The 19,313-nt window shown below is 60.7% G+C and carries 14 protein-coding genes; 5 read left to right on the top strand and 9 right to left on the bottom strand.

The window, feature by feature from the left end:
- From yejK to yjeH, 3 genes are all read right to left on the bottom strand, one after another.
- Window positions 1-1,008, bottom strand: a complete 1,008-nt coding sequence (gene yejK, locus AUK77_RS15435) for a nucleoid-associated protein YejK (protein WP_296131287.1) — start codon at window positions 1,006-1,008, stop codon at window positions 1-3.
- Window positions 1,009-1,044: 36 nt separating this feature from the next.
- Entirely contained in the window at window positions 1,045-2,379 is a 1,335-nt protein-coding gene (locus AUK77_RS15440; RefSeq protein ID WP_296131292.1) for a TAXI family TRAP transporter solute-binding subunit, read from the bottom strand.
- A 67-nt stretch (window positions 2,380-2,446) separates the two neighbouring features.
- Window positions 2,447-3,718, bottom strand: a complete 1,272-nt coding sequence (gene yjeH / locus AUK77_RS15445) for an L-methionine/branched-chain amino acid transporter (protein ID WP_296131296.1) — start codon at window positions 3,716-3,718, stop codon at window positions 2,447-2,449.
- Window positions 3,719-3,845: 127 nt separating this feature from the next.
- Here yjeH and AUK77_RS15450 point away from each other — a divergent pair, with 127 nt between their 5' ends.
- The 5 genes from AUK77_RS15450 (at window position 3,846) to AUK77_RS15470 (ending at window position 11,185) form a co-directional block, all read left to right on the top strand.
- A complete protein-coding gene (locus AUK77_RS15450; protein WP_267806978.1) occupies window positions 3,846-4,265 on the top strand; it encodes an Lrp/AsnC family transcriptional regulator in 420 nt (139 codons plus the stop codon).
- 2 nt (window positions 4,266-4,267) lie between these two features.
- Complete coding sequence (gene sbcD, locus AUK77_RS15455; protein ID WP_296131364.1) at window positions 4,268-5,488, top strand: exonuclease subunit SbcD; 1,221 nt, start codon at window positions 4,268-4,270, stop codon at window positions 5,486-5,488.
- Window positions 5,485-8,919 carry an AAA family ATPase gene (locus AUK77_RS15460; RefSeq protein WP_296131298.1) on the top strand — a complete coding sequence of 1,145 codons (3,435 nt, stop codon included), beginning with the start codon at window positions 5,485-5,487 and terminating at the stop codon, window positions 8,917-8,919. The genes sbcD and AUK77_RS15460 overlap by 4 nt, the downstream gene beginning before the upstream one ends.
- Before the next feature lie 108 nt (window positions 8,920-9,027).
- Window positions 9,028-9,813, top strand: coding sequence for a transporter substrate-binding domain-containing protein (locus AUK77_RS15465; RefSeq protein WP_296131300.1), 786 nt, complete (start codon window positions 9,028-9,030; stop codon window positions 9,811-9,813).
- Between the two features lie 79 nt (window positions 9,814-9,892).
- Window positions 9,893-11,185 carry an AarF/ABC1/UbiB kinase family protein gene (locus AUK77_RS15470; protein WP_296131302.1) on the top strand — a complete coding sequence of 431 codons (1,293 nt, stop codon included), beginning with the start codon at window positions 9,893-9,895 and terminating at the stop codon, window positions 11,183-11,185.
- A 3-nt stretch (window positions 11,186-11,188) separates the two neighbouring features.
- Here AUK77_RS15470 and AUK77_RS15475 read toward each other — a convergent pair whose 3' ends face one another.
- From AUK77_RS15475 to AUK77_RS15500, 6 genes are all read right to left on the bottom strand, one after another.
- On the bottom strand, window positions 11,189-12,328 hold the full coding sequence (locus AUK77_RS15475) for an ABC transporter substrate-binding protein (protein WP_296131304.1): 1,140 nt from the start codon (window positions 12,326-12,328) through the stop codon (window positions 11,189-11,191).
- 110 nt (window positions 12,329-12,438) lie between these two features.
- A complete protein-coding gene (locus AUK77_RS15480) occupies window positions 12,439-13,236 on the bottom strand; it encodes a transporter substrate-binding domain-containing protein (protein ID WP_296131306.1) in 798 nt (265 codons plus the stop codon).
- Between the two features lie 272 nt (window positions 13,237-13,508).
- Window positions 13,509-14,519, bottom strand: coding sequence for a 23S rRNA (adenine(1618)-N(6))-methyltransferase RlmF (gene rlmF / locus AUK77_RS15485; RefSeq protein WP_296131309.1), 1,011 nt, complete (start codon window positions 14,517-14,519; stop codon window positions 13,509-13,511).
- 90 nt (window positions 14,520-14,609) lie between these two features.
- Window positions 14,610-16,037, bottom strand: a complete 1,428-nt coding sequence (locus tag AUK77_RS15490; RefSeq protein WP_296131311.1) for a sigma-54 dependent transcriptional regulator — start codon at window positions 16,035-16,037, stop codon at window positions 14,610-14,612.
- A gap of 75 nt (window positions 16,038-16,112) precedes the next feature.
- On the bottom strand, window positions 16,113-19,067 hold the full coding sequence (locus AUK77_RS15495; protein ID WP_296131313.1) for a sensor histidine kinase: 2,955 nt from the start codon (window positions 19,065-19,067) through the stop codon (window positions 16,113-16,115).
- A 47-nt stretch (window positions 19,068-19,114) separates the two neighbouring features.
- Window positions 19,115-19,291 (bottom strand): hypothetical protein, encoded by a 177-nt coding sequence (locus AUK77_RS15500; RefSeq protein ID WP_003244646.1) that lies wholly within the window; start codon window positions 19,289-19,291, stop codon window positions 19,115-19,117.
- Window positions 19,292-19,313 lie beyond the last annotated feature (22 nt).

The raw sequence follows: 19,313 nt of genomic DNA on the forward strand, positions 1-19,313 counted from the left end.
TCAGTTTTTGCGGCGCTTAAGCTGATCGGTGAGTTGCGTCGGCAAGTTGCGGATCACCAGCGTGTCGGTGCCTTCGTCGTATTCGATCTTCGAGCCCAACAGGTGCGCTTCGAAGCTGATCGACAGGCCTTCGGCGCGGCCGGTAAAGCGCTGGAACTGGCTAAGGGTGCGTTTGTCCGCCGGAAACTCCGGGGCCATGCCGTAATCCTTGTTGCGGATATGATCAAAGAAGGCCTTGGGTCGTTCTTCGTCGATCAGTCCGGAGAGCTCGTCGAGGGTGATGGGCTCGCCTTGTTTGGCCTGGTTTGCGGCGTAGCTGACCAAGGTCTTGGTCTTCTCGCGGGCTTGCTCTTCCGGCAGGTCTTCGCTTTCCACGAAGTCGCTAAAGGCTTTCAGCAGGGTACGGGTTTCGCCGGGGCCGTCGACGCCTTCTTGGCAGCCGATAAAGTCGCGGAAGTATTCCGAGACCTTTTTGCCATTCTTGCCCTTGATAAAGGAGATGTACTGCTTGGAGTTGGCGTTGTTACGCCACTCGGAAATGTTGATCCGTGCGGCCAGGTGCAACTGGCTGAGGTCCAGGTGCTTGGCAGCGGTCACATCCAGCGCATCATTGACCGCCACGCCTTCGCTGTGGTGCAGCAGGGCGATGGCCAGGTAATCGGTCATGCCTTGCTGGTAGTGGGCGAACAGCACATGGCCGCCGGTGGACAGGTTGGATTCCTCCATCAGCTTTTGCAGTTGCTCGACGGCCTGGCGGCTAAAGGCGGTGAAATCCTGCTCGTCATCCAGATAACGCTTGAGCCAGCCGCTGAACGGGTAGGCCCCGGACTCCTCATGAAAGAAGCCCCAAGCCTTGCCCTGCTTGGCGTTATAGCTCTCGTTGAGGTCAGCGAGCATGTTCTCGATGGCCTGCGAGGCACCCAGTTCGCTGTCGCGGGCGTGCAGTACGGCGGGCGTGCCATCAGGCTTTTTGTCGATCAAATGGACGATGCAGTGGCGGATCGGCATGGCGGCCTCATGGTGCGTGAACGGAAAGCGCGCATGTTACCCGACCTGCTGCCCGGCAGTCGTGCGCCGCTGCAGCGCATGCAGGCGTTCGATCATGTAGCGCAGGTGCATGTGCAGTTCATACAGCTCGCTGGAATAGGACAGTGGCACTTCGACCCGCGCCAGTTCGCCTTCGAGGCGTTCCAGGCGGGCGATTTCGGCGTTCAGGTCGCTGGGTAGGCTGCCTTTATAGAGCTGTTGATCGATCTCGCGCAGGTGTTTGTACCAGCGGTAGATGCGCGCGCGGATGCGCCATTGGTAGATCGGGCCGATGGCCTTGAACAGCGGGAAGAGCAGCACCAGCAACGGAATAGCGAGGATGATGTAGCGATCGGCCAGCGAGGCGATGCGAAACGGCAGGTAGCGCTGCAGGATCGGCAAACCTTTGTCGTAGTAGTACTCGGCTTCGCTCAGGGTGTTGAGTGACAGCGGCGGTTTGGCCGGGTAACTGCCGGCTGGGTCGAGCAGGCTGCCGTGTTTGAGCACGGTTTTCGCCGCTTCGAGAATCAGTGGTGTGAGCGAGGGGTGAAACGTTTCGCCGGCCACCAGGGTGGCGACCGGGCCGAGGGTGACGATGTCACGGTCCGGGCTGTTGTGCTGCATGTCGAGCATGCCTTCACCGACTTCCAAGCGGCTCAGGTAGGGCAAGCGTGCCAGGTAGGCTTCTGTGCGGCGCAGGCTGACCAAGCGCACGCTGGGTGTGGCGGCCAGGCGCTGGATCAGGGCGTTTTCCGCCGGGCCGACAAAAAATGCAGCGTCCAGCTCACCGGCAATCAGCGCATCAGCAGCGCGGCTGGCGCCCAGGGTTTGCCAGGTGACGGGGTAGGCGTCTGGCTGCAGACGATTGGCGGCGAACAGGGCGCTGGTTACCGCGTGCGTGCCACTGCCGGGGTTGCCAATGGCTAGGCGCAGGCTGAGCAAGTCGTTCAGGCGTTCGAACTTGACCTTCTCACCGAGAAACAGCCACAAGGGTTCGCGGTACATCACGCCCAAACCATTTAGATGGCTGCGCTGGGCCTCGTCCAAGCTCAGTTCCTGGCCGCTTTGCACCAGGGCCATTTCCACTTCGCCACGGGTCAGTTTGCTCAGGTTGTCTTGTGAACCATCGCTTGGCACCAGCTCCAGGGTGAAACCCTGCAAGGCCAGTTCCGCCTGTAAGCGCTGGCCGAAGGCATGGTAGCCACCGGTTTCAGCGCCTGTGGCCAGGCGTGCGTGCATAGGCGGCGGTGGTGCGGCGAAATAAAACAGCGCGCCCACCAGCCCGGCCAGCACGGGAACGATCCACAGGTTGGCCAGGATAAGAATTTTCAGGTCATGGAAAATGCGGCGCATGGTCAGTCCTTGTGATGGGCTGGACTGAGAATAGCCGCAATGCAGGCCGCGCTACATGCTCGCGCCCTTATCGGCTGCTCAGGTCGGGCAGCGGGGCATTGCGTTGCTCGCGCCAACGGTCCAGTCCGCCCAGCAGCACCAAAAGGCCCAGCGCATAGGCGGCATCCATCCCCAGCATCAGCAGCACCAGGCCACAGAGCAGTGCGCTGAATGCGGCCAGCGCGCGCCAGATGCCACGCAGCAACACCACGCCAGCGGCCATGCTCAGCAGGTAAATCAGTACGAAGTTGCCATTGGCATAGCGGATCAGGTCGTCCACGGTCAGGTCGAGTAACTGGGCCAGGCTGGCGCACAGGGCGCAGCTCAGAATCACCAGCAACAGCGCGTGGGCCGGCACGCCATGCCGGTTAAGCTGGGCCAGCGTGGCAGGCAGTTTTCCCTCGTCGGCCAGGCTCCAGATCAGGCGGGCGAAGCCCTGCATGTACACATTCATCGAGGCGAAGCAGGCCAGATAGCCGACCGTCGCCGCGATCCAGCGCGCCTTGTCGCCCAGCAACTGGTCGAGCATACGCGGCAGCGAAGCGGCATCGGTGGTCACATCGCCATAGGCTTGCAAACTCAGCACCGCCACCGAGCAGGCCCAGTACACCAAACCGGCCAGTAGCACGCCAAACAGCAAGGCCAGAGGGAAGTCGCGCTCGGTGTTTTTGAACTCCTCGCCCATGTGGGTAAAGGCTTCGATGCCAACAAAGCACCAGAACATCACCCCCAGCGCGGCTGGCAATAGGTGCCAAGAACCGCTGATCTCCGGCAACAACGGCTGATTGGTGACGGGCAGATCGCCGACCCACCAGATCAGCGCGATGGTGCTGATGATCGCCACGGCAATCGTGCCCTGAATCATCCCGCTGGCCTTGGCCGGGCGCTGGCCGAGCAGCAGCATGGCGGCCAGCGTAGCCAGTTGGATGGCCAGCGCCTGCCCCCGGCTGAGGTCAAACAGTGCCTGCCAGAAGCCACTGGCGATATTCAGCGCAGCGGGCAAACCCACCGGCAGCACGGCGAGGAATAGCAAGGCGCTCAATCGCTCCATTCGCGTACCGAAGGCGCGGCCAATCAGGTGCGGCGCGCCGCCGGCATGGGGGAAGTGGCGGCCGAGTTGGGCAAAGGTAAAGGCCACCGGCAGCACCAGAGCGATCAGCAGCATCCAGGCCCACAGTGACGCATCGCCCGCCGCCGTGGCCGCCAGTGCCGGGATCACGAAAATCCCGGTGCCCAACAGTGAGGTGCTCAGCAGGCCAATCCCTTGCAGCAGGCCCAATTCCGGGTTCAGACGACTCATGTTGTATGCTCTGCGGTTTCGTCCGCCATGTTAAATCGCCCACCTGCTGCAGGCTGCTGGCGAAGCGTCGTCTTTGACCGACGAAATGGTGGTATTGACCGTCAAATTGCCTTTCTGAGAGCCCCGCGTGGACAAGTTCGATCAACAGATACTCGCCCTGTTGCGTGCCGATGCGCGCTTACCCGTCAGTCAGATCGCCCGTGAGGTCAACCTGTCGCGTTCGGCCGTCAGTGAGCGGATTCGCCAACTGGAGCAGACGGGCGTGATCCGTGGCTATCAGGCGCAGGTGGCACTGCCCGGTGCAGGCGCGATCACGGCTTATCTGGAGTTGTTCTACCAAGGCGGCCGCTGCGAGCACTATGTCGAGCGTATGCGCGTGTACCCGGAAGTGCGCCGCTGCAGCGGTATCAGTGGCGAAACGGACATGCTGGTGGTCATCGAAGCGCCCTCCATGCAACGCCTGAGCGAGGTGCGTGGCGAGATCGAAAACTTCCCCGGCATACAGAAAGTGAAGACCCATATGGTGGTCAAGGATTGGCTGTTTTGAGCATGCGCATCCTGCACACCTCCGACTGGCACCTCGGCCAGCACTTTATGGGCAAGACGCGTCAGGCAGAGCATCAGGCGTTTTGCGCTTGGCTGATCGAGCAGGTGCGCGCGCATGCGGTGGATGCGCTGCTGATTGCCGGCGATATCTTCGACACCGGCGCGCCGCCCAGTTATGCCCGCGAGCAGTACAACCGCTTTATTGTCGAGCTGCGCGCCACCGGCTGCGCGTTGGTGGTGCTGGGCGGCAATCATGATTCGGTGGCCATGCTCGCTGAGAGCAAAACCCTGTTGGCGCAGCTTGGCACGCGGGTGATTCCGGGTGTTTGTGAGCAACTGGATGAGCAACTGCTGGTGCTGCAGCAACGTGACGGCTCGCCCGGTGCGATTCTCTGCGGCATCCCGTTTATCCGCCCGCGCGATGTGCTGCTCAGCCAGGCCGGGCAAAGCGCGCAGGACAAGCAACTGTCGCTGCAGCAGGCGATCCAGCAGCACTATCAAGACCTCTATGCCCTGGCCGAAGCCAAGCGCGCTGAGCTGGGCGGCGAGCTGCCGATTATCGCCACCGGTCATCTGACCACGGTCGGTGCCAGCGCCAGTGATTCGGTACGTGAGATTTATGTCGGCAGCCTGGAGGCCTTCCCCACCAGCGCCTTTCCGCCAGCGGCCTATATCGCCCTGGGGCATATCCACCGGCCGCAAAAGGTCGGCGGGCTGGAACATATCCGCTACTGCGGCTCGCCGATTGCGTTGAGTTTCGATGAAGCCAAACAGCAGAAGGAAGTGCTGCTGGTGGACCTCGATAGTAGCGGTTTGCGCCAGATCAGCGCGCTGCCGGTGCCGCGTTTTCAGCCGCTGCTGTCCTTGCGCGGTTCGTTAAAGGAACTGGAAGCCGCCATTCAGGAGGCCGCCAAACAGGGCAGTGCCGAACAGCCGGTTTGGCTGGAAGTGCTGGTCGGCACCGACGATTACCTGAGTGACTTGCAACTGCGCATCGCCAAGCTGTGTGAAGGCCTGCCGGTGGAGGTGCTGCGCATTCGTCGCGAGCGTGGCAATGCCAGCAGCAGCTTGCAGGGTCAGGCTAAAGAAACCCTGGATGAACTGAGTGTGGACGACGTGTTCGCCCAACGTTTAAGCAGCGAAGCGCTGGACGAAGCCGAGCAGGCACGTCTGCTGGCGCTGTATCAGCAGGTGGTCAGTGAACTGCGCGAGGGTGACGCATGAAAATCCTCAGCCTGCGCCTGAAAAACCTCAATTCGCTCAAGGGCGAGTGGAAGATTGATTTCACCGCCGAGCCGTTCAAAGACAACGGCTTGTTCGCCATCACCGGGCCGACCGGGGCGGGTAAAACCACGCTGCTGGATGCCATCTGCCTGGCGCTTTACCATCGCACGCCGCGCATGAGCACGGTGTCGGCCAGCGCCAACGAACTGATGAGTCGGCACACCGCCGACTGTTTGGCCGAGGTCGAGTTTGAGGTTAAGGGCGTCGCCTATCGCGCTTTTTGGAGCCAGCGCCGCGCCCGCGATAAGGCCGATGGTGCGCTGCAAGCGCCCAAGGTCGAACTGGCGGCTGCCGATGGGCCAATCATCACCGACAAAATCAACGAGAAGCTGCGCGAAACCGAGCGCCTGACGGGGCTGGATTTCGAGCGCTTTACCAAATCCATGTTGCTGGCCCAGGGCGGTTTTGCTGCGTTTCTTGAGGCCAACGCCAACCAGCGCGCCGAGCTGCTGGAAGAGCTGACCGGCACCGATATCTACGGGCATATTTCCCAGCGGGTGTTCGAGCAAACCCGCGAGGTCAAAGTCGCCCTCGATCAACTGCGCGCCAAGGCCGAGGGCGTGGAGTTGCTCAGTGATGAGCAGCGCGCCGAGCTGCAGGCGCAAACGCAACAATGGGCGCAGGAACACAGCCGTTTATCCAGCGAACAAAGCGAATTGCAGCACCTGCGCAACGCGCGCGAAGCGCTGAGCAAAGCCGAGGCGCAGTGGTTGGCCAATCAGCAGGCTGAGCAGGCGGCGCAAGAGGCCTTGCAGCAAGCCCAGCCGCAATTGGCGCAACTGGCCGCCAGCGAGCCGGCGCAGCGTTTGCAGCCGCTGCACCATGACTGGCAGCAAGCTCGCCAGAGTCTGACGCAAACCGAACAAGGGCTGCAGCAGAATGCCAGCGAGCAGCGCCAGGTTGAGCAGACCATTGCCGAGCAGACCTGGCAGGCCTGCGAACTGAGCGCCCTGCTGCTTGCTGATTGTCAGGCGCAGCGTCAGCAACTGGCTGAACGCCTGCAGCAGGTGCAACAGCAACTGGCCGAGCAGCCGCAACAGGGTCGTCTGGGGGAACAGCTGGGCAGCTGGGGCGAGCAGCTTAAGGCACGCCAGCAACTGGTCGAGGACATCACTCAGTTGCAACTGAGTCAGCAGCAACTGCAAGAAACGATTACCGCGCTGCACACGCAACTGAGCCAGCAGACTGAGCAACTAGGTGCCGAACAGCATCGCCTGCAGCAGGCCCGCGAGCAGGAACACGCCGCGCAGCAACAACAGCAGGCGCTGCTGACCGGACGCACTGAGGCAGCCTTGCGCGAGCGTTGGCAGCAGCTGCATATCCAGAGCGGTGTGCTGAGTCAGCTGGGCGAATTGGCCGGCGCGCAACAGCGTCTGGCAATCGAACAAACGCAGTTAGCCAGCGCCCTGACGCAATTACGCGAGCAGCATCAGGCCAAGAGCGACGAGGTGGCGCAGTTGCGCCTGCGCTACAAGGACCTGCAGCAGCAGGTGCAGGCTCAGGAAAAACTACTGGAGCAGGAGCAACGCATCCAGGCCCTGGAAACCCATCGCGCCCAATTGCAACCCGGCGAAGCCTGCCCGCTGTGCGGCTCCGAGGCGCATCCTGCGATTAGCGCCTACCAAGCCCTGGATGTGTCGGCGACCAAGGCGCTGTTGAACAGCAAGCGCAACGAGCTGGAAGCCCTGACCGAACAGGGCCGGCAACTGGCGGGCGAACTGGAAAAAATCGCCGCACGCCTGGAGCAGCAACAGCAGCAATTTGCGCGGGGTGAGCAGACCCAGGCCGAGCAGGGTGAGCGCTGGCAAGTGCTTAACGCGCAACTGGGACATCCGCTGGCCGATGCCGATGCCCTGGCTAACCTGCAGGCACATCAAAGCGATGAGCTGCTCATGTTGCAGCAGCAACTTGATCAACTGCAACAGCTCAATACCGCCCTTGAGCAGTGCCAGCAAACGCGGCTAAATCAGCAACAGCGGTGCAACGAACTGGAGCAACAGCAGGCGCTTAATCGACTGCACCTGCAGCAGCGTCAGGAGCAGCGCGAGCACGGTCAACAGCGCCTGCAACAACTGCAGCAGGTTGCCGCTGAACGTACTGCCGATCTGAGTCAGGCCCTTGCCGAGTTTGGCTATCAGCTGCCGGACAACGCCAGCGCCTGGCTCACCGAGCGCCAAACAGAGTGGCAGTGTTGGCAGCGCAATCAGCAGCAAAGTCTGGATTTACAGCGTCAGCTCAGTGAGCGGGATCACGCCCTGCAGGCTGCCGTTCAGTTGGCTCAGCACTGGCAGCAACGCTGGAGTGCGCTGAACCTCGACGATCAACCGGGCATGGCCAAGCTCGCCGATGCGCAGGCGGCCTTGCAACAGGCGCAGACTCAACTGGAAGAGGTGCAGCGCCGTCAGCAGCAGTTGACCGGTAGCCGTCAGGCGCTGGCCAGCCGTCTGCAGGATGAACACGCGCGCCTGCACCAAGCCGAACAGCAGTGGACGGCCGCCCTAAGCGCCAGCCCCTTTAATGCCGAGGCCGATTATCTGGCCGCTTTGCTGGATGACGTGCAGCGAATCGCGTTGCAGCAACTGCGTCAGCGGTTGGATAAAGCCTTGAGCGATGCCCAAGCACTGGTGTGCGCTGCCGCCGAACAGGTCACAGTGCTGCGCGCCAGTCCGGCCAGCGCGCTGGATCTTGCGCAACTCGATGCGCAGTTGCTCACGCTCAACAGCCAGTTGCACAGCCTGAGCGAGCGTCAGGGTGAAATCCGCGCGCAGTTGCAGGGCGATGAGGCGCGCAGGCTCGGTCAGCAAAGCCTGTTTGCCGCCATCAGCACCCAGCAGGATGAATACGACCTGTGGCAACAGCTCAACAGCCTGATTGGCTCGTCAGACGGCGCCAAATACCGCAAGTTCGCTCAAGGCCTGACCCTGGATCATCTGGTCTACCTGGCCAATCAGCAGCTCGAACGCCTGCACGGTCGTTACCAATTGGCGCGGCGCAGCCGTGGTGAGCTGGAACTGGAAGTGCTCGATACCTGGCAGGCCGATGCGGCGCGCGACACCAAAACCTTGTCCGGCGGCGAGAGTTTTCTGGTCAGCCTGGCGCTGGCCTTGGCGCTGTCCGATCTGGTCAGCCACAAAACCAGCATCGACTCGCTGTTCCTCGACGAAGGCTTCGGCACCCTCGACGGCGAGACCCTGGAGGTGGCGCTGGATGCGCTGGATAACCTCAACGCCAGCGGCAAAATGATCGGCGTTATTAGCCATGTTGAGGCGCTGAAAGAGCGCATCCCCGTGCAGCTGAAAGTGCACAAGGCCGTGGGCATGGGTTACAGCGCATTGGACAAGCGCTTTGCCTTCAGTCAGCCAAGCAGTTGATGCATCCCTGCGCTGATCAGCCGAGGGCTATCTATACTCGGTTGGTCGCACAGGATGCGCGTACGCAATTTATCAGGGAGTTCTAGCGAATCGCTTGGAGTGACGTGCTTGACCAAGCCACTGATCTGCCTGTTGTGCTGCTTGCTTGTCCCGCTGTACACGCCGCAGGTTTTGGCGCAAAACCTGACCTTTTGCCATGAAGATCAAGACTCGTATCCTTGGGTGATGACCGACGGCAGCGGGCTCAACCTGTTGTTGCTGGAACAGGTGGCCGATGCCCTGGGTCTGGAGCTGCACATGGTGGCCGTGCCGTGGAAGCGCTGCCTCAATGGTTTGGCCCAAGGTGTTTACGACGGCGCGTTTGCCGCCAGTTTCAAGGCCGAGCGTTTGCCCTTGGGGCGTTATCCGCAAGATGCCGATGGTCGGCTTGATGAGCGCAAACGCCTGCATACCTCGACCTATGCTCTGTACCGGCGCAAGGGCAGTGCGGTGAGCTGGAACGGCGAGCAGTTTCGCCAGTTGACCGGGCGTATTGGCTCACTCAGCGGCTTCTCGATTGTTGAAATGCTGCGCAGCCATGGGCTTGAGGTGGACGAAACCAGCCGTGATCCTTTGGCTTTGTTGCAGATGCTCAAACACCAACGCATTGAAGCCGCCGCTCTACAAAGCCTGCGTGCCGATTTCATCCTGCAGGCTCAGCCTGAGTTGGCTGCGCAGCTTGAGAAAGGTGTGCTGCCGCTGGAAGAAAAAGCCTACTACCTCATGCTGTCCAATGGCCTGGTGGCCGCACAGCCGGAATTAGCGGCACGGCTGTGGGATGAAATTGAGCGTCAGCGCGAGTCGGCGGCCTATCAGCAAAAGGTGCAAGTGTTTCTGCTGCACAGTGACCGCTGACGAGTTAAAGCTGCGCTTGGCTTGGTATACGCCTGCGCGTGACGCATGATGAAACTCCGTTCTGATGAGCACTGCCGGCATGGCTAAGCGTCCCGTTGACCCTCCTTCTGCTTCTGCCTTGGGCCGGTTTTTGACCTTGGCCGGCACCGCCACGCGCATTGGTGGCAGCGTGCTCGGGCAGCGCTTGCTGCCGGGCAAGCGCGGTGTGGACTGGCAGCCGATTGGCGAGTTGCTTACTGAGGTGCTGGGCGAGATGAAGGGGCCGGTGCTCAAGTTGGGTCAAATGGCCTCGCAGTGGCAGGGCGTGTTGCCGCCGCCGATTGCCCAGGCACTGAGCGCACTGCAAAACCGCGTACCGGCGCTGCCCTTCAGCGCCCTGCGCGAGCATTTGCAGTTGGTCTACGGCGAGGATTTACAGCAGGTTTTTGCGCAGATTGATGAGCAACCGTTCGCCGCCGCCTCGCTTGGGCAGGTGCACCGCGCTGTAGCCGCCGATGGACGCAAGATTGTGTTGAAGGTGCAATACCCCGGCATTGCCGCGATTTGTCAGGCCGATTTGCTGCAAATGCGTCGCCTGCTGCCCTTGGGCCGCTTGTTGCGCGTGCCGGCGCAACAGTTGGAGGCCTTGTACAACGAACTGGACGCGGTGATTACCGCCGAGCTGGATTACCCCGCCGAGATGCAACGGCTGCAGGTATTCCGTGCGCATTTTGCCGACTGGCCGGGGCTGCGTTTGCCAGTGCCGCAAGTGGATCTGTGTCGCCCCGGCGTGCTGGCCTTGAGCGAAGAACCCGGATTGCCATTTGCTGAGGTGGCCCAGGCCAGTGCCGAAGTGCGCGAGCGGCTGGCGTTGACGCTGGTGCAGTGGCTCGGTGCGCAGGCATTTGAATTGGGCCTGCTGCATGCTGACCCGCATCCCGGCAATTTTGCTTACACCGCCGCAGGTGAGTTGGTGGTGTACGACTTTGGCTGTGTGCATCGGCTGCCGTCTGCGCTGCTGACGGCTTATGTTCACGCCTACCAGGCGCTGCAGGCGCGCGATGGTGAGCAACTGGAACAGGCGTTTCAGGCCCTTGGCACACGCCAGCCGCGTTCGGCAGCCCCTTACGGGCTGTATCGGCAATTACATGGTTTGCTCGGCCCGCTGTTGCAGCCGGGTGAGCAGTGGGATTTTGCTGCCACGCCGCTGCATCAGGAGATGCAACGGCTTATTCCTGATGTATTGGGCGCGTTAGGCAGCCTGCAGCCAGCACCGGCCACGTTGCTGGTCAACCGCACGTTGGAAGGGCATTACTGGAACCTCAGCCGTCTCGCGGTAGCGTTGCCGCTGGCTGACGTCATGCAGCCACGCATGGCGCCGCCAAACATATGAGCCTCAGCGCATGCGTTGCACGGGGCGTGCGCGGCCGTTCTCGATATGGGTCAGGAATACAGCACTGGAGCCTTGATGGTCATTGCGGCTGAACGACACCTTGAAACCGCCCAGGTCAGTATCAAGATGCTCCAGCGCATCGAGAAAACTGTCGCGGGTCAGTGGTTCGGCAGCGTTTTGCAGTGCCTGCACAAACACCGCCGCGCTTACATAACCTTCAAGTGATACATGGCTGAAATCACCGGTTGGCATATCCGCCTGATACGCCTTCACCAACGCCAGGGCGCTGTCGTGGGGCGAGGGTACCACCTGGGAAATGTAAACCCCTTCAGCATCCAGCCCGGCGATTTGTATAAAGCGCTCAGAACCAATAAATGACACGCTGAGAAAGCGCGTTTTGAAACCTTGGGCGTTAGCTTCTTTGACGGCCGCCGCCAACTGCTTGTAGGTGCCGACAAAGAATACCGCTTCGGGTTGGGCATGCTGTAAGGCATGAATGGCCTGTGTGACCTGCAGAGAGTTGCGCAGCACCCGCGCCTCGGCATGCAGTGAAAGACCACGCTTGCTCAGTGCGCCATTAAGGCCGCTTTTGACTGATTCGCCGAAGGAATCGTCCTGCATCAAAATGGCGATCTTGCTCAGTTGCAGGTCCTTGGTGACGCGCTCCACCAGATGCTCAGTTTCCTCGATATAAGAAGCCCGTACGTTGAAGACACCTGGCTTGGTCGGCGTGCGCAAAAACTCGGCACCCGTCAGCGGAAACAGGTAAGGCACCTGCGCCTGCATGGCCAAGGGCAGAGCCGCCCGTGAGGTTGGGGTACCCACATAACCGAGCAGGGCGAAGGCCTTTTGGTTGCTCAGCAAGTCACGGGTGTGAGCGGCGGTGCGGTTTGGCTCATAACCGTCATCCTGGCTGAGCAGGGTGATGCGGCGGCCGTTGACTCCGCCTTGGGCGTTGATGCGGTCAAAGTAAGCCTGCGCGCCGCTGTGCATACCCAAGCCCAGCGCGGCGGCGGGGCCGCTTTGTGCATTGACCATGCCGATGCGTACTTCATGCGCTGTCAGGCCCGGTTCAGCGATGGCCGCAGAACTGGTAAAAAACGTCCAGGCGGCGAGCGCGCCTCTAATTAAGAGTCGGGACATTATTTAAAGCTTCCTGGCCGGCTTCGCGCGCAGTTAGTAATCCAGCGCATGCGGTTTTTATTGTTATGCATGTACAGGCGTCTCCTCTTTCACGAAGTTAGCAAGCCTGATTAATCATTACTGTTCAAGGGGAGTATGGCTTCAGGTTGGTATTTTCCCTGATTCAAATCGGCGAAGTAGCGATCGTAGCGACCGCTCTTGCGGTAATCCGCCAGGCGTTGATTAAACCGCGCCATCAAGGTCGTGCTACTGGCTAGGCTTCTCGGTAGCAGCAGGTAGCTGTAGTTGCTGAGCAGGGGTTTTGGATGATGGGTAATCTTGGCCTGGTCGCTGGCGCTGAAATGGCTGCGCAGGGCGGCGTAGCCGACGTTCATCTCCTGCGGGTAGAGCACTACGCGCTCTTTGAGCAGCTTTTCGAAGTTCTGCATATCGGTGGATACGCGTTCCATCTTCACCGTGTTTTTCGCCAGAAATGCATCGAACTGCGGTCCGTAACTGTATTCCAGTCCGCCGCCGAGGGTCATGCCGGTCAGGTCGTCGAAGCGCTGCCAGTCAAAAGGCAAACTCTTGAGGTGGAAAAACACGAACTGCTCATCCAGCAGGGGCTCGCTGAAGTAAAAGTCGGCCTCGCGCTCGGCTTTATGCATCCATACGGCGGTGCCGTCAAAGCGGCCAGCTGCGGCGGCTGAATAGGCGCGTGGCCAAGGCAGGAACTGGAAGGTGACGCGATAGCCCTCGTCGGCCAGGATGTCGCTGATGAGATGAGCGATCACACCGTTGTGTTTTAACTCACTGGACAAATAAGGCGGCCAGTCGCCCACGCTGATCCTCAATTCCGGCTGCTCGGTGGCCTGTGCAGAAAGCCCCCACCACAGGCACACGGCAACGAACAGGTTTTTCCACTTCATTCAAACCCCTCATTAAAAGAACCGGCGGGTGCCCGACGCTAATTATCTCATCGTGTTGCGCAGCGTTAACAGGCGGGCCATGAATGTGAATGCCCCGCCTTTTTTATTTAGGTAGTACGGATAAAAGCTGCGCTCGCCGAATCAAGAACCTTTTCACGAGGCTCTCTAAATAATCATAGATGGGCTGTAACAGCAGGCGGAACTTTTACTGTGCAAGCGTTTATTGCGTAGGCACTCATGCCGCCCGATTAGTTGGCTATTAGCCGGGTGCATTACTGCCAGAGGGTTTTGCGCCAATTCTGCTGCTGTTCCGGCGTCTGGAATGTCCAGGCGACAAAGCGGCTCTGCTTTTGCCCTTGGGCCATCTCCACGGTGTGGACGTGCAATGCGCCGGCCTTTTTCAGGGTGCTGTAAACGCCGGGCAAATTACCTGCCTTGGAAATCAGGCTGCTGAACCACAGCACCTGCTGGCCCACGTCGGCACTTTCGCGGATCAGTTGGCTGACAAATGCCGCCTCGCCGCCCTTGCACCACAACTCGGCGGCCTGGCCACCAAAGTTAAGTACGGGCAGGGTGCGCTTGGGGTCGAGCTTGCCCAAGTTGCGCCATTTACGTTTGCTGCCGCTGCTGGCCTCTTCGGCGCTGGCATGAAAGGGCGGGTTACACAGCGTTAGGTCAAAGCGCTCGCTGCTATTGATGAGGCCTTTGAAGATGTGCGCGCTGTCGGTTTGCTGGCGCAGTTCGATGGCGGCACTCAAGCCCGGATTGGCTTGCACAATGGCCTTGGCCGAGGCGATGGCGCTGGTGGCGATGTCGGAGCCGACAAAATGCCAGGCGTATTCGCGGTGCCCGAGCAGCGGGTAAATGCAGTTAGCGCCTACGCCAATGTCCAGCGCGCGGATCTTGCCACCGCGCGGGATTTCACCGCCATTGCCAGCGGCCAGCAGGTCGGCCAGGTAATGCAGGTAGTCAGCGCGACCAGGGATCGGCGGGCACAGATAATCGGCCGGAATGTCCCAGTGCTGAATGCCGTAGAACTGCTTGAGCAGCGCGCGGTTGAACACTTTGACCGCGGCCGGGTTGGCGAAGTCGATGCTTTCCTTGCCGTAGGGGTTGATGATGACGAAGGCGGCCAGTTCCGGGCTGGTTTTGATCAGCGCCGGAAAGTCGTAGCGCCCCTGGTGCCGGTTGCGCGGGTGAAGTTGACCTTTGCTGGCGTCTGGTTTGGGCGCAGCAGGACGGGCGGCAGGTCGGCGTTTCGGGCGTTTCGGAGGCAGGGACATGGCAAGGCTAATCGGCAGAAAGGCCGGGGATTTTCCCACAGCCGGCGACCGGCTGCAGGATATTCCGCTCAAGCGACGTGCGGCGTTGGCTCAGCCTGCGCTCACGCCAGAGGCTTTGCGCCGGGGAATGCCCAGGCGCTGACGGCGCTCCCACAGGCATTTACGGCTGATGCCGAGTTTGCGCGCCAGTTCGGTCTCGGTCATGTGGTCCTGGTGTTCCAGCACGAAGTGCTGAAAGTAGTCTTCCAGGGACAGGTCTTCGGTTGGCTCGTTGGATTCGTGGCCCAAGCCGCTGGCGTGGGCAGGCAGGCCGGTGAAATCGTCTTCAAGGTCGTCGAGTTCAATGTCGATGCCCAGCAACTCGGCGGAAATACTGCTGCCTTCACACAGAATCACCGCGCGTTCGATGGCGTTCTCAAGTTCACGCACGTTGCCCGGCCAAGAGTAATGGCGGATGGCTTGTTCGGCGTCAGTGGCAAAGCTCAGGTCTTCCCGGCCTTGGCGGCTGGTTTGGCGAATCAGGAAGGCGCGGGCAATTTCGACCACGTCTGTGCCGCGCTCACGCAGCGGTGGCAGTTTGAGCGCGATGACGTGCAGGCGGTAGTAAAGGTCTTCGCGGAACTGGCCGATTTTCGACAGGCTTTTCAGGTCGCGGTGGGTGGCGGCAATCAGGCGGACATCGACCTTTTGCGATTGCACCGAGCCGACCCGGCGAATTTCACCTTCTTGCAGCACACGCAGCAGGCGTGCTTGCGCTTCTAACGGCAGTTCGCCGATTTCATCGAGGAACAACGTACCGCCGTCGGCGGCTTCAACCAAACCGGCACGGCCAGCGCTGGCACCGGTGAAGGCGCCTTTTTCATGGCCGAACAGTTCGGACTCGATCAACGATTCCGGGATGGCCGCGCAGTTGACTGAAATCAGCGGCGCTTTGGCGCGGCGCGAAAGGTTGTGCAGGGCGCGGGCGACCAGTTCTTTACCGGTGCCGGACTCACCCTGAATCAGCACGTTGGAATCGGTCGGGGCGACTTTGTGGATTTTGCTGTACATCTCCTGCATGGCCGCGCAGGAACCAATGATGCCGATTTCGCCGTTGCTGTTATCCACCGCTTTTTCCGCGCTGGGCTTGCTGCTGGCAGCGGCGGGGGCTGGGGTGTTCTTGGCCTGTTGGTGATCACGCAGAATGCGCGCTACGGCTTGCAGCATTTCGTCGTGGTCGAAGGGTTTGGCGATGTAGTCCACCGCGCCCATCTTCATCGAGTCGACCGCCGAGCGCAGGCTGGCGTAGCTGGTCATGATCAGCACCGGCGTGCCTTGGCCGAGCTTGATCAGCTCGGTACCGGGCGCGCCCGGCAGGCGCAGGTCGCTGACGATCAGGTCAAAACTTGGGATGCTGAAGCGCTCTTGCGCTTCTTGTACCGAGCCGGCTTCACTGACTTGGTATTGGTTACGTTCGAGCAGGCGACGCAAGGCAGAGCGGATAATCGTTTCGTCTTCGACGATCAAAATATGAGGCATCAATTCGTTCTCTCGACAGTCTCAGGGCGCAGCGCCGGGCAAAGAGCCGGGTCTGCATGCGCGCGGATAGCTGGTTTAAGTCGCTAGGGACGTCGCTTCGACATGCCGTGGCAAGCTCACCCGAATCCGGGTGCCGCGCTGCCGTTCCAGGTCGGCCGGGCTGTCGATTGTTATCTGGCCATAATGCTCTTCCACGATCGAATAGACCAGAGCAAGGCCCAGTCCCGTTCCTTTGCCGGGGTCTTTGGTGGTGAAGAACGGCTCGAACAAACGGTCGATGATGGCTTTGGGAATACCGCTGCCTTCGTCCTCGACGATGAGGTCGATGGTGTGCTCGAACTGCTCGCTTTTGACCCGAATCGCACTGCCCGGCTCGCTGGCATCGCGGGCGTTGGACAGCAAATTGATCAGCACCTGAGCCAGGCGCTGTGGATCGCCAATCACCCAGTGGTCGCACTCGCACAAGTTGAAAAACTGCACATCGACGCTGCGCCGGTTAAGCGCCAGTAGGGCGATGGCCTCGCGCGCCACTTCGGCCAGGCACACCGGTTCTTCGTTGTGCTGATGGCTGCCAGAGTGAGCAAAACTCATCAGCGATTGCACGATGCGTGACACGCGTTTGGTTTGCTCGATGATCTGCTCGCTGATCTCGGTTAACTCGCTGTCGCCTTCACGTTCCTCGCGCAGGTTTTGCGCCAGGCAGGCGATGCCGGTAATCGGGTTGCCGATCTCGTGTGCGACACCGGCGGCTAGCCGGCCAATGCTGGCCAGTCGCTCGGAGTGGATCAATTTGTCTTCCAGTAACTGGGTTTCGGTTAGGTCTTCTACCAGCAACACCAGGCCACTGTTGCCGGGAGCCAGTGGCTCATCGATAGCCGCTTTGTGCAGGTTGAGCCAGCGGGTTTGCCCATCGAGCGCCAGGCGTTGCTTGTGCAAGTGCTCATCGGGCAGTTCGATAAAGTGTTCCAGCAAGGCGCGCCAGGGTTCGCCGAGGGTATTCAGGCGCGAGCCGACCACGCGCTGCGCGGGGATTTCGGTGAGCTCTTCCATGGCTTTGTTCCACATCAGGATCTCCTGATCCTTGGCCAGCGAGCAAACGCCCATGGGCAGTTCCTGCAAGGTCTGGCGGTGGTAACGGCGCAGGGTATCGAGTTCGGCGGCAAGGCCGGTCAGGCGCGAGCGGTAGTCTTCCAGGCGGTTCTCGATAAAGTGGATGTCTTCGCTGACATAGGTTTCGCTACCTGCTTTGTAAGGCAGGAAGGTTTCCACAATGTCCTGGGCCACGCTGGGGCCCATCAGCCCTGAGAGGTTGGCTTCGATACGATCGCGCAAGCGGCGCAGGGCGTAGGGGCGGCCTTCATCAAAGGGCAGGTGCAGGTCGCGCAAGGCTTGCTCAACTTCATGCTGAGCTGTTTTCGCCCCCAGTGGTTTGGCCAACTGGGCGGCGAATTCCTGCGGTGAGTCGGCGAGCAGTTCACGCCGTTGCGGGCGGCGCACGTTGTCCACCGCGCAGGCTTCGGCGGCGCTCTTTTCTTCTGGGCTGGCCTCGGTGAACAGCGACACCAGGGTGAAGATCAGTACGTTTGCCGCCAGCGAGCCGATGGCCGCCATGTGCCAACTGCTGTCATCGAGTACATAAATGATGTTGAACCAGGGCAGGTAAAAGCCTTGCAGGTTGCCCAACATCGGCAACAGCATGGTCAGTGTCCACACGCCGATACCGGCCAGCAGCCCGGCAATAAAGCCTTTGCGGTTGGCGGTTGACCAATACAGCACCGAAAGCACGCCCGGCAGAAATTGCAAGGTGGCGACGAAGGCGACAATGCCGAGGTTGGCCAGGTCTTGCTCGGCGCCCAGCAACAGATAGAAACCGTAGCCCGCCATGATGATCAGCAGGATCAGCGCGCGGCGGGTCCACTTCAGCCAGCGGTAGATGTTGCCCTCTGACGGCGGCTGGTACAGCGGCAGCACCACATGGTTAAGCACCATGCCGGACAGCGCCAGGGTGCTGACAATGATCAGCCCGCTGGAGGCCGACAGCCCGCCGATATAGGCCAACAAGGCCAAGGTTTGGCTGTTGACGGCAATGCCCACGCCAAGGGTGAAGTATTCCGGGTTGGTAGTCGCGCCCAGCTTGAGGCCGGCCCAGAGAATCAGCGGCACCGCCAGGCTCATCAGCAGCAGAAACAGCGGCAGGCCCCAACTGGCGCTGACCATGGCGCGCGGGTTGAGGTTCTCGGTGAAGGTCATGTGGTACATGTGCGGCATGACGATGGCCGAGGCGAAAAACACCAGCAGCAGGGTGCGCCAGGGGCCTTCTTGCAGTGGCGTATGCAGGCTGGTCAGTGAGGACTGGTTTTGCACCAGCCAGGCTTGCAGATCTTGCGGGCCGTCGAATACGCCATACAGCGCGTACAAGCCGATCACGCTGATGGCCACCAGCTTGACCACCGACTCAAAGGCGATGGCAAACACCAGGCCTTCATGTTTTTCCCGCGTGGCGATGTGCCGTGCGCCAAACAGAATGGTGAACAGAATGATCAGCCCGCAGTAGGCCAGCGCCACGCGTTCCTGTACGGGTTCACGGGTAAGGATGCCGATGGAGTCCGCCACGGCCTGAATTTGCAGGGCCAGCAAGGGCAGTACGCCGATCAGCATAAAAACGGTGGTCAGCGCGCCAGCCCAGGTGCTGCGAAAGCGGAAGGCAAACAGGTCGGCCAACGAGGACAGTTGGTAGGTGCGCGTAATGCGCAAAATGGGGTAGAGCAGCACCGGGGCCAACAGAAACGCACCGGACACGCCGAGGTAGCTGGCCAGAAAGCCATAACCATATTGGTAAGCCAGCCCCACCGTGCCGTAAAAGGCCCAGGCGCTGGCGTATACGCCGAGCGAGAGGGTGTAGGTCAGCGGATGGCTGACCACCCAGCGCGGGATCAGGCCGCGTTCGCTGATCCAGGCCACACCGAACAGCACAAGAAGGTAAATGGCGCTGATCAGAATCAGCTGGCTCAGGCTAAAGCTTGTCAGCATCACAATGACTCAGCAGCGAATAAGGGGAGGGCGAGGCGTGCAACGGCTCAGAGCTCATCGGCATCGCGCTGACTCTGCAGAATAAAAGTCACCACAATCAGAATCAGCCACAGCAGATACGGCCGATACCAGGCACCGTTGGGGTCGATCCACCAGTCCATGATGGCTGGGGAAAACAGGTAGATCCCCACCACCAGGATCAGCACCAATCGATAGATGTACATGGCGCAACTCGTTGCTTGATTG

Origin of the sequence: Pseudomonas sp. Ga0074129, assembly GCA_001465025.1 — a bacterium.
In the GTDB taxonomy this organism is placed as follows: Bacteria; Pseudomonadota; Gammaproteobacteria; order Pseudomonadales; family Pseudomonadaceae; genus Aquipseudomonas.